Origin of the sequence: Leptospira haakeii, assembly GCF_002812045.1 — a bacterium.
Lineage (GTDB): Bacteria > Spirochaetota > Leptospiria > Leptospirales > Leptospiraceae > Leptospira_B > Leptospira_B haakeii.
Genome location: NZ_NPEG01000009.1, coordinates 43,111 through 57,690, shown reverse-complemented (window position 1 = coordinate 57,690; position 14,580 = coordinate 43,111). Strand labels below are relative to the sequence as shown.

Sequence of the window (14,580 nt, the reverse complement as noted above, 5' to 3'; positions counted from 1 at the left end):
TTCCCCTATTAATCCGAGATTACCACTGTAACGTGGCTGGTTCTCTTACGAATCCTTGCAGCTCTACCACGAGCGCGAGGACGGAAGCGTTTAAGGATTGGGCCTTCGTCCACTAGGATCTTTTTAATGAACATCTTGCCCGGATCAGCATTATCACTTTTTACTACTGCGTTTGCAGAAGCAGATTTGATAAGTTTGAAGATAGGCTCGATCGCTCTCTTATTAGTATATTTTAGAATATCCAGAGCTTCAGCAACTTCGTATCCACGGATCTCATCCGCAACAAGACGAAGTTTGCGAGGGGACATTCTAATAAATCTTGCGATTGCTACGGCTTCCATTATTTCTTAGCCGCCTTTTTATCAGTGTTTCCATGACCACGATAAGTACGAGTTGGAGCGAATTCTCCCAACTTGTGTCCTACCATGTTATCATTGATGAAAACAGGGATAAATTTGTTTCCGTTATGAACCATGATGGTGTGACCGATCATGTCCGGGAAAATCGTACTTCTACGAGACCAGGTTTTAAACGGTTTCTTTTGGTTTTCAGAGTTCAGCTTGATCACCTTGCTCATGAGGTGACTGTCGATGAACGGACCTTTTTTAGAAGATCTCATGATGATTACCTGCTCCTATTTCCCTTTCTCTTCTGGATAATAAACTTGTCAGAAGGTTTAGCCCTACGACGAGTTTTGTATCCTTTAGTTGGAATACCCCAAGGAGTCACTGGGTGACGTCCTCCGGAAGTACGTCCTTCACCACCACCATGTGGGTGATCAACTGGGTTCATTACAACCCCTCTGACCTTAGGACGTTTTCCCAACCATCTGTTTCTACCAGCTTTACCGATGGAAACAAGGTTATGATCTCTATTGCTGCAAATTCCTATAGTAGCGTAACAGTTCTGGTGAACTTTACGAACTTCAGAGCTTGGAAGTTTAAGAAGAACGTATTCTCCGTCTCTACCTGCGATAGTAGCGAAGGATCCTGCGGTTCTTGCAATTTGTCCGCCTCTTCCAATTTTCAATTCCACGTTATGCACGTTAGTGCCTGGAGGAATTTTTCCGAGTGGAAGTGCGTTTCCAACTTTAATTTCAGCGCCTTCTCCATTGGAAACTTTGTCTCCAACTTTCATGCCTTCCGCATTTAGGATATAAGCGTATTCTCCGTCAGAATAACTAACGAGAGAAATAAATGCCGAACGGTACGGATCGTATTCTACAGTCTTAACTGTAGCGGTAATCCCTACTTTACGACGTTTGAAGTCGATGATACGATATTTGCGTTTTACTCTTCCGCCTTTTCTGCGAACCGCAATTTTACCACCTTCTCCGCGACCCGCTTTATAATTTAAGCTGATCGTTAAAGGGCGATACGGTTCTGTCTCGGTGATTTCCTCGAAGGTTAATACCGATTTAAAACGGCTGGCGGCAGTAACGGGTTTAAACTTTTTAATTCCCATTTCTTATGCTTCCTTTCCGAAGTCGATGCTCGCACCGTCTTGGAAAGTCACGATTGCTTTTTTCCAATGAGCTTTAGGAGCAGGTAGATGACGGAATCTTTTTATCTTTCCGCGATACACTTGGATGTTTACGGAAGAAGGTACTACGTTATAAATTTTGCGAAAAGCTTCCTTCACTAGAGTTTTGTTAGCTCTAGGGTGAATTTCCACAGTATATTTTACGGTTCTTTTACCGGCTTTCTCACCGATAGTCTCCAGATCCTGAGACTTTTCGGTGATGATCGGAGATAAAATTACTTCGTTAAGATTCATTTTCCTTCTCCGTAATGTTTGAGAATTTCTCCCAAAGCTGCTTCGGTGATTACAAGATTTCTATTATATAGAATGTCACGAACCGCGATACGTTTAGAGTTGATGTATTTTACAGTAGGGATATTACGAACTGACTTTTTGAGGAAGTCGTTCTCTCCATCTACTAAGAAGCCGATCACTCCGGTGTTCTTTAGTCCGATATTGCTGAATAAAGTAGAGAACGCTTTAGTGCTGAATTCTTTTGGATCCAGATCTTCTACTACTTTAATGACCGCGTCTTGAGCTTTCTTATTCAAAACGGAAAGAACCGCTCTACGTTTTACTTTAGGAGAAACGTTATAAGAATAATCTCTTTTGCGAGGTCCGTGAACAGTACCACCGCCCACCCAGTGAGGAGCACGGATAGAACCTTGACGAGCTCTACCGGTTCCTTTTTGGGACCAAGGCTTTTTACCACCGCCGGAAACTTCCGAGCGAGTTTTGGTATGATGATTCCCGGAGCGAAGGTTAGCATTCTCCGCTTTGATGGCGTCGTAAATCGCGCCGCTGCTATATTTGGATTCGAACAACGCTGCAGGAAGTTCGATTTCCGAGAGCAGTTTTCCTTCTTTTGAGTACTTCTGTGCTTTCATGACTAACCGCGGTCTTTATATCTTCTCAATAGTGATGATGGAGTTTGCACGTCCCGGAACGGATCCGCTTACAAAAACCAAATTTTCTGCTTCGTGAATACGAACCACTTTCAGGTTCAATACAGTCTTTGTATCAAAACCCATACGGCCCGGCAATTTACGACCTTTGAATACTCTACCTGGAGTGGTGTTGGATCCCATGGATCCTGGATGTCTATGAAAACGAGAACCGTGAGCTCCTGGTCCACCATGGTGTCCGTATCTTTTGATAACACCTTGGAAACCTTTACCTTTGCTGGTTCCTGTAACTTTTACAATATCCGAAACTGCAAACACGTCTTGTGCTTTCAATTCAGCTCCCGCTGCCGGCTCTTCGCCGAAATTCCGGAATTCCTTCAACACTCTCTTAGGAGTTAGTCCAGCTTTTGCCAAATGCTTTATCTCGCTTTTGGTCAGGTGTTTTTCTTTATCATCCTGATAAGCTAATTGTATCGCGTCGTAACCGTCCGTAGCGGCGGACTTGACTTGGGAAACTGCGCAGGGACCTACTTCTAAGACGGTCACAGGAATAATGTTTCCTTGCTCGTCGAAGATTTGGGACATCCCTATCTTTTTACCGATTAATCCCTTTGCCATTTTTTCTTCCCTTAGGATTTAATATCCACTGAAACACCTGCAGGGAGTTGTAGCTTCATTAAAGCCTCAACTGTGTCTTCATTGGTGTCCAGAATGTCTATGAGCCTTTTGTGAGTTTTCATCTCAAACTGCTCTCTTGATTTTTTATTTACGTGTGGAGAACGGAGGACTGTGTATATTTCCTTCTTCGTTGGAAGAGGAATCGGACCGGAGACAGTAGCTCCGGTCCTTTTGGCAGTCGCAACGATCTCGTAAGTTGATTGGTCGATCAACTTATGATCGAAAGCTTTAAGCTTTACTCTGATCTTTTGGCCAGCCATTCCCTTTCTCTTACTCGGTGATCTCAGCCACTACGCCAGAACCGATAGTCTTTCCACCTTCGCGAATCGCGAATTTAAGACCTTTGTCCATAGCGATCGGGTGAATCAACTCGATGCTCATCGTAACGTTGTCACCAGGCATTACCATTTCCATACCGTTAGGCAGGTTACAGACGCCAGTGATGTCGGTAGTTCTGAAATAGAACTGTGGACGGTAGTTATTGAAGAATGGAGTGTGACGTCCACCTTCGTCCTTAGTAAGAACGTAAACTTCCGCGTTGAATTTTTTGTGAGGAGTGATTGATCCTGGCTTAGCAAGAACCTGTCCTCTTTCGATGTCTTCTTTTTTAGTTCCACGAAGAAGAGCACCAATATTGTCTCCAGCCTCAGCAGAATCTAAAAGTTTACGGAACATCTCAATACCAGTAACAACTGTTTTAGTGGTAGGACGAACACCAACGATTTCAACTTCGTCGTTGATTTTCAAAGTTCCTTGTTCTACTCTTCCAGTTGCAACAGTTCCACGACCAGTGATAGAGAATACGTCCTCTACTGGCATTAGGAAAGGTTTATCAACGATACGCTTAGGGTTTGGAACGTAAGTGTCCAAAGCTTCCATTAGTTTAACAACAGATGGAGCTCCTAACTCAGACTCGTCGCCTTCAAGAGCTTTAAGAGCGGATCCGTAGATGATTGGGGTGTCATCACCAGGGAAGCTGTACTTGTTTAACAAGTCACGAACGTCCATCTCAACCATTTGGATCATCTCTTCGCGCTCATCAGCAGCAAGCATATCAGCTTTGTTGATGAATACGATGATGTAAGGAACGCCTACCTGACGAGCGAGCAGGATATGCTCTTTCGTTTGAGGCATTGGTCCGTCAGTTGCAGATACAACTAGGATCGCAGCGTCCATCTGAGCAGCACCGGTGATCATGTTTTTAACATAGTCAGCGTGACCTGGGCAGTCTACGTGAGCATAGTGGCGGTTCGCAGTCTCATACTCTTGGTGAGAAGTAGCGATGGTGATACCACGAGCTTTTTCCTCAGGTGCGTTATCGATTTGGTCGTACGCTACGGCTTTGTTTTTTCCACCCAATACTTTTGCAAGCGTAGTGGTGATTGCTGCCGTTAGCGTGGTTTTTCCATGGTCAACGTGTCCGATTGTACCAACGTTTAAGTGTGGTTTGGACCTGTCGAATTTCTCCTTAGCCATAGCGTTTTTAACTCCTTACTTTATTAACAAATCTGAATACAGACTTGTTTGTTAAAACAATACAGAATGGTTATCAAAGTCGAAAAGGGTGTCCAAAGATAGGACGCCCCTTCCCTGTGCCATATTTCTAAGGACACCGCTAAAGCCAAGCAAGTTTTGCGTAGAAGCGCTTGCCTGGATCAAATGACGCCCTTCGGTCAACTCAGTGACCTTACGAATCTTCGCGTCCCTCTTAGCCAAACTGGCCAATATATCTCCGAGATATTGATTCGGTGTAAGAATCTCTAACTCGGAAAGGGGACCAATGAAACCCGAATGATTCGGAATTATGTCCTTTAAACCTTTGATGACAGCTACTTTGATCAGAGAAGAAAGATCGAAAGACGTTGTCTCACTTGGAGACTCGTAACCTTCGACAATCATTTGTAGACCGAGAACTTCTTCTCCGTCTATCCCCCGGGCGGTGACTTCCGTAAACGCGGATGTAATCGCCTCTTTGATTGGATCAGCTAGCTGAACATTAAACCGCACTCCCTTAGAAAAGTTGTGAGAACTTTCCAAGGACGCGAGCACCTGACCGCTCGAGATCTTTTGATCGAACGCGGTATGCTGAAATGCGACCTTTTGAACCAAATTTTTCCATAGAGCAAATCTTGCAACCTTGATTCCACTTGTTTGAAAGCTTTTCGAAAAAGACTCTTTCAAACGAGAAAGAGAGATCTCTAAATGTAACTCACCGGTGCCTGATAAACGAAATTGCCCTGTTTCAGAGAGAATATCTACACTTACTGCTTCATCCAACCAAGCCAGATCCCGTAAACGATCCCAAAGTTCTTGTCGATCTTCTTCTTTTTCCGGTTCTATTAGGATCTGAAATTGTTTTCTGATGGGAGAGAGCAGAGTTTTGTTTTCTGCATTATGTCTCGAAAGAATTTCTCCCGGGATCCAATCCAAGAGTGAGGTAGTTGCGAGAAGTTCTCCAACTTCTCCCGAAGAAACTTCTTCATAATCTCTTGCAGAAATTTGGTATAAGTTCTCTATCTTATGTCTTGTTTCGCCATGTAAGAAGAAGTCTCCGACCTTAATGGATGCCAAAGTTTGGAAATGAAGAAGTTTTCCAAGTTCAGGATGAATCTCTCTTTTGAATGCAACCCCTGCTTGTTCCTTGGAAGAAGGGGAACTAGGTTTTCCTTGAGCGAGGACTTCCAAGAGAGAAAGTAGTTCCCTTACCCCAAGTCCTTGGAGCGCAGAACCTCCGAGCACTGGAAAAATTTGCCCTTCCCAGAACCCTTTTACCAAACCTTTAATCGCAAGTTTAGGAAGAAGGTCATGATCCTTTAGATATTCTTCCGAAAGCCCGTGATCCCATTCTATCAATGGTAGAAGTTCAGACTCCCCTCCTTCTCCCTTTAAAACTGGAATAGTTCCATCTTCTTTGAATAAAAGGATTGGTTCTTTTCCTAAGGCGACTTCCAGATCAACCAATGGAGAGAGAATGTCTGCACCAGGACGATCTAGTTTATTTAGAAAAAATAATATTGGTTTCCCGGCCTTTCGAAGAGCTTCCACATTCTGAAAGGTCTGGGACTTTAACCCTTCGAATGAATCTATAAGGACAAGGCCAAAGTCGGAAACAAGGAGAGAAGCATTTGCCTGGGATTGAAAATCCAAATGTCCAGGATTGTCCACGAACTGAAGAATAACTCGAGGCTTTTCGGGATTTGGATAAGGGATCCGAGCCACAGTGGACTGGATAGAAATTCCTCTTTCTATCTCTTCCGGAAGATAATCAGACTCTGTCGTACCTTCTTCAATTCTTCCGGGTGCCGAAATTTTGCCGGTCTCGAATAGGATCCTTTCCAGAAGAGTGGTTTTGCCCGCATCAATATGTGCGAAGATTCCAGGATTTAAGAATGGTACAGACACAACGCATTTTTCTCACGCAGATGCACAGAGTCACGGAGATTTTTTAAAGAGAAAGAAATCGAAAGGCTTAGTTCCTTCTTTTCGTATAGGAATAAAGTGGATTCGTATACTCCCTCCGACTGGATTTGGATTCAAATCCGATCAAGCATAGAGTCAGATTTTACATATGAGCACCATCAAAAAAATCAAATTAGGAAGCCAAGGGCTAATCGTTCCAATCGAAGGATTAGGTTGTATGGGAATGTCGGAGATCGCGGGACAAAACATTTACGGTCCCAATGAAGAAAAGGAATCGATTGCAACGATCCATCGGTCCCTGGAACTCGGAGTCAATTTCTTGGACACTGCAGACCTGTATGGACCTTTAGTTAATGAAAGATTGATCGCCAAAGCGATCCGAGGAAATCGGGATAAATATATTATAGCGACCAAATTCGGCTTTGAAATAAACGATCAAGATCAGCTCACCTGGAATATTAACGGTCATCCTGAATATGTAAAGAAAGCTGCGGAACGTTCTTTGAAAAACTTAGGAACGGATCATGTCGATCTTTACTATCTACATCGTATGGATCCGAACATCCCGATTGAAGAAACAGTAGGAGCAATGTCGGAATTAGTGAAGGAAGGAAAAGTGAAATACATCGGTTTATCTGAAGTGGGATCAGAAACCATCCAGAAGGCCCATAGAGTCCACCCTCTTTCCGCAATCCAATCCGAGTATTCTCTCTTTGAAAGGGATATAGAAAGATTAGGAATCTTGAATACTCTTAAAGAGTTAGGGATCGGTCTTGTTGCTTATTCTCCATTGGGTAGAGGTTTTCTAACGGGAAGAATCCAATCTGCAGAAGATCTGGATCAGAACGATTTCCGAAAAAATATTCCTAGATTCCAGGGAGATCAGTTTCAAAAGAATTTAGAATTGGTAAAAGAGATCCAAAATATTGCATCTGCCAAAGGGATTACCCCCTCTCAACTAGCTCTGGCCTGGGTTTTTGCGAAAGACATCGTCGCAATCCCCGGAACTAAGAAGATCCGGTATCTGGAAGAAAATAGTGCAGCAGCAAATATCTCCTTAACTTCAAAAGAATTAGAAAAAATTGAATCGATCATTCCTATGGAGTTATCCACTGGAAATCGTTATGATGATCGAGGAATGTCTATCGTCAACCAATAGGATTTGGATCCGATTACTTCCGGTTTTTTCGAAATAAGATCGGGAAAAACCGGGAGAATCCGATTCAGCATCTGTCAAAAAATTATGAGCCCAAAGAATCTGATCACAATCAATTCGATCTCAGAATATCATGAGATATTCGAACTCCCCAGACCATCTCATCCCTTGCTCAGCATAACTGAACTCAAGAGAATTAATTCGCAAATGAAACCCTTCTTACTTGAGAACAAATTCGTATTCGATTTTTACAGTATTTCAATTAAGAAAAATATAAAAGGAAATATTCGATACGGTAGACAAAACCTAGACTTTCGAGAAGGGGTCATGGCGTTCAGTTCGCCAAAGCAGATATTTTCTTTTGATGATAGTATCGATCTTTCGGAGCTGTCAGGTTGGTATTTGATCTTTCACAAAGATTTTATTAGAAATTATGATCTCGCGAGAAAAATTAAGAATTTCCATTTCTTCTCTTACGAACTCCATGAAGCGTTACATCTCTCACAAAAAGAGGAGGCAACTATAGATTCCATTATGAGAAATATCCAGGAGGAGCATCTGACTTCAATTGATTCATTTAGTCAGGATCTAATGGTTTCGCAAATAGAATTACTCATCCATTACTCTAATCGGTTTTACAACAGGCAGTTTATAACTCGTAAAAATTCGAATCATGATACCTTGATCCGACTCGAAAAAATTTTAGAAGAATATTTCGAATCGAATAAGGTTTCTGAGCTTGGATTACCGACTGTAAAGTATATATCTTTTCAATTGAATATTTCCCCAAGCTATCTAAGCGATTTATTAAAGAATATTACCGGCCAGAACGCCCAGCGACATATACATGACTGGATCATCGAAAAGGCCAAAGAAAAATTGACCACTACATCCTTATCCATAAACGAAATCGCATTTCAGCTTGGATTCGAATACCCTCAATATTTCAGCAGACTCTTCAAGGCAAAAACGAAACTTTCTCCCTTGGAGTTTAGAAACTCCTTCGACTGAGGAAATTCGCTCTGGATCTAACCTATCCGCGAAATTGGATCTTCTTAGTTCGACAGATCTCTGCGTAACGAAGTGCACTCATTCTAGGTTTTCTTTTCATAGTTGTATAATCTACTTCTACCAAACCGAATCGAGGGCCATAACCATCATTCCATTCTAAATTATCCAGAAAAGACCAATGATAATAACGCTCCACTTTCACACCTTCGTCCAAGAGAAGTTTGATTTGATATAGATGGTCTACGATATATTTTTCTCTCTTTTCATCTTTCTCGTCCGGAATTCCATTCTCTGTGATGTAAATTGGAAGTTTGTATTTATCCCAGGCGCGATGACAAACTTTGTAGATACCTTCCGGATAAATTTCCCAGCCTAGATCATTTTTCTCCGATTCAGAAACTTTAGGATCTACGAGTGGAGTAGCGAATAGATTTCCTGGATTATAACTAGCCTTAAATAGATGTCTGGAATAATAATTGATCCCTATAAAATCGCAGAAGATCCCCTTCCCTTCTGGATAACCGAAGCCTACTGGAAAACATAGTTTACCTTCTACAAATCCTTTCATATGGATCTCGTGAAATAGATAATCGCTTAAGAAACAGCCTAATTTAGCGAGTGGATGAGAATTAAAAGGTTCAAAGATAGCAAGATGATGAGCGAAACCAACTTTTGTTTCTCCTGTAAATCCGAGTTCCTTGCGGATTTTATGGATCAGCTTATATGATTTCAAATGTACTATAATCAGATTTTTAGTAACCTTCATGTAAGCCGCAATATCACCGTGACTTCCCGGAGGATATTTTCCATCCATATAACTATCATTTGCGAATACATTCGGTTCATTGATAGTACACCATTCTGAAACCAAATCTCCAAAACTTTTAACGGAGAAGTCCACAAATCTCATGAAGTCATCTACCGCATTCTTGGAGAGCCAACCTCCTTTTTCCTGGAACCATTGAGGACAAGAAAAATGATGAAGAGTTACAAGCGGTTTGATGCCTGCTTTGATAAGTCTTTGGAACTCGTCGCGATAATGTTCTACTCCTTCTGCTGACCATTCTCCTTGTTTGGGTTCTATACGACTCCATTCGATACTCATTCTATAACATTCTTGGTGAAGTTGAGAGAGAAGTTCTATATCTTCTATATATCTACGATAATGATCCGCCCCGGTAATGGAAGATTCTCCATTACCAACTTTTCCTGCAAGAGACCATGCATACCAATTATTATGAATATCCCCTCCTTCTATCTGGGTTGCTGCAGTTGCAGAGCCTAATAAAAATTCTTTTGGAAGTTCGAAACTATTCTTCATTTTAATTCTCCTCTTTTATTTCCGGCTCTTTTGTTGGTGTGAGCGCTAGTATGATAAGATCTATCTGGTTTTGAATGATGGTCATGCCATCTATTCCGAATTCTATGCGGATCAGATTTTCACGAAGTGCAACTCTTTGACCAAGCGCCCAAAGTACGGTAGTGATCGTAGGAACTATGATAGAAGGCGGAGAAGGAAGTCTAAGACTTCCATCAATTTCTCCCTTTTCTAAAATCTGTACGATAAGTTTTTCCGTTACTTGGAATTCGGCATACATGGATCTTTCGGAAGAAAGATCCAATTGGAAAGCATTATGATCTCGAAATAAGAAATCGAACTCTGCGGAAAATCGAATTAAGTCTTTATGAATTTCTAAATATCTGGTCAAGGTCTCTAAAAATGAAGAAAGTTCTTGGCGTCCGGTTAAACCTGATCCCCTGAGTAAACGAAAGGTTTCTTCTTGAAAAGTATTCCAAGGTTCAATGAGTTTACGAAGTACAGCTACCGTTAGCGCTTCCTTCGTATCAAAATAACGATACAGATTTCGCCTGGTACAAGATGCTTTTGCAGCAATATCCTCCATGGAAACTTCCAAGAGTCCTTTGGCCAAAAATAGGGATTCTGCGGCTTCTAATACAAGCTCTCTGGTTTGCTCCCTTATTCCCACATCCCCTCTTTTCAAAATGTCACATATTGTGACATTTTTCTAAAAATGGATCGGAATCGAAGAATCGTCAAGCCATTTGCAAATACGCGGAAAAGTAAAAATGAGACCGGTAACTTTAAGTTAATTATCCCTTAGGGCACATAACGTAATTCTTTAAGTGAAATATCTCGAATTAGGTATAGCAGGATCTGTTTTTTTGCCTGATTCTCGCGGAAAAGATTCGCGCTCTATCAAGTATGAAATTCTCTGGAATTCTATTTTATTTTTATGACAATAAAACTCCCCAATTTGCAAAATATTCGATTCTGTTTCTTATTTGTTCTCTTTCTTCTCACGCTTGTGACATGCGACGGCGGAGGAGGCGGTGGACTTAAATTTTTCCTTGGTGGAGGATCAACTCCTCCCACTGTAACAAACTCTTCCCTAAAGGTCGGAAGACAAGGTTACGCTGGATTGCCGACAGGAAGAACTTTAAAGTTGGGTAGTTTATATGCTAGCAGCGTAAATCAATATACAATGGTAATTACGAATACAAGCCCAGAAAGTATAACGCTCAGTGGTGCTCCAAACTACGTTATTTTAGGCGGAAGTCATGCAGACCAATTCAGCCTAACTCAGCCAACCTCAAACGTTTTAAGCGCTAGCGCGACCCAAACATTTACCCTTACCTTTTCGCCTAAGACCATAGGTGTAAAAAAGGCGACTTTAAAGATTGTTTCGGACGATCCCTTGAGTTCAAATTTCCTTTTAAATATCGAAGTTACCGCAACCCCTCTACCTGGCCCGGATATAAACTTAAGTTATGGTGATAATTTCCTAACTTCCGGCAGCTCTAATCTGAATTTCGCGACCAGTTCTGGAACCACTCAGACAAATCAATTAACAATCTATAATATAGGCGACCAAGATCTGACTATTACGAATACAAGCATAAGTGGAACAGATAGTTCTAAGTTCAGCCTAAGTTCCTTATCCGGAAGCAGCACCATCGCTTCGGGAGAAAGCAGAACTATCTCGATCACTTTTGCGCCGACTGCTTCTACTTCATATTCCGCAAGTTTTAGTATCCAAAGTAACGATAGCTCCTCTCCTTTCCAAGTGACATTAAACGGCACAGGCACTTCCGGCCCGGTCCCTAATATAAAAGTATCATACGTAAATAACAGTAGTATCACAGAAGATGCAACGACCGGAACAGGACATACTTTTAGTTTCGGAAGCATTCTCCCTGGAGCAAGTTCCAGCTCAATCTCTGTTACAATTTTAAATTCAGGGACAGCCAATTTAACTCTTCCGAGCTCTCCAGTTACTTTAAGTGGCACAAATCAAAGTGACTTTTCAGTGACTCAACCTCCGCTCTTGACACTTTCACCAAATTCTTCCACTACGTTTACGATTAAATTCAGTCCATCTGCTAACGGTAGTAGAACAGCAAAAGTGACGCTTGCGTCCTCCAACGGAGATTTAGGTTCTGCATCTTCTTCTTCCATTGATTTGAGCGGAGTTGGCGGCAGTAAGGATGTTCTAATACAATGGAATAATGCAAAAGAAAAGGATGTTAATAAATCCGGAGGGGGCTTTAAACTCTGCTATAAAAAAGGATCAACCTTTACGGCAGAAGGAGACTCCGGAGTAACTTGCGCGAATGTTCCTTGGACAAACGGTTCTTATGCTCCGAATAGCAAATTAATCACCGTCACTTCTTCCGGAACATATTATATTAAGTTAAAGTCTTACTCAACTTTAAATACAGGTTCCGCTTTTTCTTCCCAATTCTCTATTAATGTAACTGGTCCATAACATGAATAATTTAATCCAATTCTTCAAAAAAAATACTAAGATTCAAATCTTTATATTTATACTTACAATCTCATTTGTAGGAGGTCTAACTGCGAAAGGTTCAGACTCTAATTTCCTACAAAAGGTCAAAAATAAGTTCGAATCATTAGTCAAAACTGACTCAGGCTCAGAAGGTCTTAAAAAACGTAGATTTGCAAAGAATCAAAAATTCGTACAAGGAGAGATCCTAGTAAAATTTAAGGGAAATTCTGGGGAATCCGTTAAAACCTTTGCAGCAAACAAGTTAGGAGGTTCCGTTTTAGAATCTGTTCACTCAAACGGACTTAGTAGAATTTCTATTCGAGAAGGTTCTTCCATAGAAGAAGCTATCCAAGAATATAATAACCAACCTGAAGTGGAATTTGCTCAGCCTAATTATGTGTATCAAAAAACCGCAACTACACCAAATGATCCGGGGTTCAATCAACTTTGGGGTCTAAAAAACTCCGGGCAGACAATATCTTCTCCTTCTTATTCAACATCTAACCCAGGGACAAGCGGTAATGACATGAATATGGAGAACGCATGGGATCTACAAACGGATTGTACAACCACGGTAATTGCTGTCATTGATTCTGGAGTTAACTATAATCATGAGGATCTAGCTTCCAATATGTGGTCGAGCGCAAGCTGCGTGAGCGACACGGGAGTTTCTCTCGGAGCATGTTCAAATGGTTACGATTATGCCGATTTAGATTCGGACCCGATGGATTTAGACGGACATGGAACTCATGTGGCCGGAACGATTGCTGCAAAAGGAAATAATAATCTTGGATCCTCAGGAGTCTGCTGGAATGCCAAAATAATGGCGGTTAGAGTTTTAGATGAATTCGGTTCCGGAACCACAGCGGAGATCGTAAAAGGGATCAATTTCGCATTACGTAATGGAGCCAAGGTAATCAATTTGAGTCTCGGCGGAAGCACTTACGATAGTTCATTTGCAAACGCAATCAATTCCGCTGCTGCAGGAACTCCTTATGAAGCTTTATTTGTAGTAGCAGCAGGTAACGACGGTGCGGATCTGCAAGGTTCGAATACCTCTCTTTATCAGCAATCTTTCCCATGTGAATTCTCTAGTACAAATCTATTATGTGTCGGGGCATTGGACCAAGCATATCTAGTAGCTAACTTTTCTAATTACGATTCAAATAGCGGCCCTGCAAATCGTTCCGTAGATGTGGGAGCTCCTGGAACAAATATCAGAAGTTCTTGGACAGGATTAGAAGGATATGAATTAACCGACTTCTCCACTTGGACAATTTATTTAAGCTCTGGTACAACCTGGGGAGCAAATAATTGTATAATAGGCGGCTCTAGTTATAGCATGCTGCTGCTTCCGAACAATTGTACAACCGTGATGGCGGGAACATCTACGAGTGGTTATAATGCAAATACGACCAGTTATGCCTACAAAACGTTTTCAATTGGAAGCGGAACCGATCTGGCAAAAGTTAGCGCGTTAATTTACTTGGACACTGAGGCAACTGATAAACTTTATACTTCCTATCGTGGGGATAATTTAGTTCCTCATCCCAGCCAATCTCCGTATGGATTAGGAATATATTCGGGAGAAATGAACGGTGCTTTAGGTTCTGTAGAATATTCTTTACCGCTTTGTACAGGTTCAGCCACAGCATGTACCTTTGCTTTTTATTTTTATTCGGATGCTAGCGTATCGAAAGCTGGGATCGGAGTTGTTTTATTCGAGTTAACCACTTTGGATAAAGATAATCTTACCCAATATAAAGTGATAGATGGTACATCAATGGCGACACCTCATGTGGCAGGAGTCGCAGCGCTTGTCCGTTCCTATAACCCAACACTAAATTCCCAAGATGTAATAGAGGCGATTGGAAATGGAGGTAGAGCGACTTCTTCCATTAGTACCAAGACCAAATATGGAACAGCAGTAGATGCTTATGGTGCATTAAAATATTTGCAGGCACCTACCGGCATAACAGGCGCCATTCAATAACTTTTGAGTCCGGGTTTCGGCCCGGATTTTTCCTTCCATACAAATCGATTTTTCTTAAAAGATAAAAAAGCTTTTAGGAAAAATTTA

General features: G+C 41.6%; 15 protein-coding genes. 4 read left to right on the top strand and 11 right to left on the bottom strand.

The window, feature by feature from the left end; all coding sequences use genetic code 11:
* Positions 1-8: 8 nt before the first annotated feature.
* From rplV to CH377_RS13770, 9 genes are read right to left on the bottom strand one after another with little or no spacing between them, the layout of a single operon-like run.
* Complete coding sequence (gene rplV, locus CH377_RS13810; RefSeq protein ID WP_086448203.1) at positions 9-341, bottom strand: 50S ribosomal protein L22; 333 nt, start codon at positions 339-341, stop codon at positions 9-11.
* Entirely contained in the window at positions 341-622 is a 282-nt protein-coding gene (rpsS, locus tag CH377_RS13805) for a 30S ribosomal protein S19 (RefSeq protein ID WP_024863921.1), read from the bottom strand. Before rpsS ends, rplV begins: the two co-directional genes overlap by 1 nt.
* A gap of 2 nt (positions 623-624) precedes the next feature.
* Positions 625-1,464 (bottom strand): 50S ribosomal protein L2, encoded by an 840-nt coding sequence (rplB, locus tag CH377_RS13800; RefSeq protein ID WP_100724357.1) that lies wholly within the window; start codon positions 1,462-1,464, stop codon positions 625-627.
* A gap of 3 nt (positions 1,465-1,467) precedes the next feature.
* The gene (locus CH377_RS13795) at positions 1,468-1,776 is read right to left on the bottom strand and encodes a 50S ribosomal protein L23 (RefSeq protein WP_086448201.1); all 309 of its coding nucleotides are present in this window, start codon (positions 1,774-1,776) and stop codon (positions 1,468-1,470) included.
* The gene (gene rplD, locus CH377_RS13790) at positions 1,773-2,408 is read right to left on the bottom strand and encodes a 50S ribosomal protein L4 (RefSeq protein ID WP_100724356.1); all 636 of its coding nucleotides are present in this window, start codon (positions 2,406-2,408) and stop codon (positions 1,773-1,775) included. The genes CH377_RS13795 and rplD overlap by 4 nt, the downstream gene beginning before the upstream one ends.
* A gap of 15 nt (positions 2,409-2,423) precedes the next feature.
* Positions 2,424-3,044 (bottom strand): 50S ribosomal protein L3, encoded by a 621-nt coding sequence (gene rplC, locus CH377_RS13785; RefSeq protein ID WP_100724355.1) that lies wholly within the window; start codon positions 3,042-3,044, stop codon positions 2,424-2,426.
* Between the two features lie 11 nt (positions 3,045-3,055).
* Positions 3,056-3,364, bottom strand: coding sequence for a 30S ribosomal protein S10 (rpsJ, locus tag CH377_RS13780; protein ID WP_008593919.1), 309 nt, complete (start codon positions 3,362-3,364; stop codon positions 3,056-3,058).
* 10 nt (positions 3,365-3,374) lie between these two features.
* The gene (gene tuf / locus CH377_RS13775) at positions 3,375-4,580 is read right to left on the bottom strand and encodes an elongation factor Tu (protein ID WP_100710919.1); all 1,206 of its coding nucleotides are present in this window, start codon (positions 4,578-4,580) and stop codon (positions 3,375-3,377) included.
* Between the two features lie 51 nt (positions 4,581-4,631).
* On the bottom strand, positions 4,632-6,506 hold the full coding sequence (locus CH377_RS13770) for an elongation factor G-like protein (protein WP_100724354.1): 1,875 nt from the start codon (positions 6,504-6,506) through the stop codon (positions 4,632-4,634).
* 166 nt (positions 6,507-6,672) lie between these two features.
* Between CH377_RS13770 and CH377_RS13765 the strand changes: the two genes are divergently transcribed.
* Together CH377_RS13765 and CH377_RS13760 are read left to right on the top strand one after the other, a co-directional pair.
* Positions 6,673-7,683, top strand: a complete 1,011-nt coding sequence (locus CH377_RS13765; protein ID WP_100724353.1) for an aldo/keto reductase — start codon at positions 6,673-6,675, stop codon at positions 7,681-7,683.
* Between the two features lie 204 nt (positions 7,684-7,887).
* Positions 7,888-8,691: a helix-turn-helix domain-containing protein gene (locus CH377_RS13760; protein ID WP_243402053.1), complete on the top strand. Its 804-nt coding sequence runs from the start codon at positions 7,888-7,890 to the stop codon at positions 8,689-8,691.
* Positions 8,692-8,713: 22 nt separating this feature from the next.
* Here the strand turns inward: CH377_RS13760 and CH377_RS13755 are convergent, their stop codons facing one another.
* On the bottom strand, positions 8,714-10,012 hold the full coding sequence (locus CH377_RS13755; protein WP_100724352.1) for a glycoside hydrolase family 1 protein: 1,299 nt from the start codon (positions 10,010-10,012) through the stop codon (positions 8,714-8,716).
* Position 10,013: 1 nt separating this feature from the next.
* On the bottom strand, positions 10,014-10,679 hold the full coding sequence (locus CH377_RS13750) for a TetR/AcrR family transcriptional regulator (RefSeq protein ID WP_100724437.1): 666 nt from the start codon (positions 10,677-10,679) through the stop codon (positions 10,014-10,016).
* A 267-nt stretch (positions 10,680-10,946) separates the two neighbouring features.
* Here CH377_RS13750 and CH377_RS13745 point away from each other — a divergent pair, with 267 nt between their 5' ends.
* Positions 10,947-12,479 (top strand): choice-of-anchor D domain-containing protein, encoded by a 1,533-nt coding sequence (locus CH377_RS13745; protein ID WP_100724351.1) that lies wholly within the window; start codon positions 10,947-10,949, stop codon positions 12,477-12,479.
* A 1-nt stretch (position 12,480) separates the two neighbouring features.
* A complete protein-coding gene (locus CH377_RS13740) occupies positions 12,481-14,493 on the top strand; it encodes a S8 family serine peptidase (RefSeq protein WP_100724350.1) in 2,013 nt (670 codons plus the stop codon).
* The last annotated feature ends 87 nt before the right edge of the window (positions 14,494-14,580 follow it).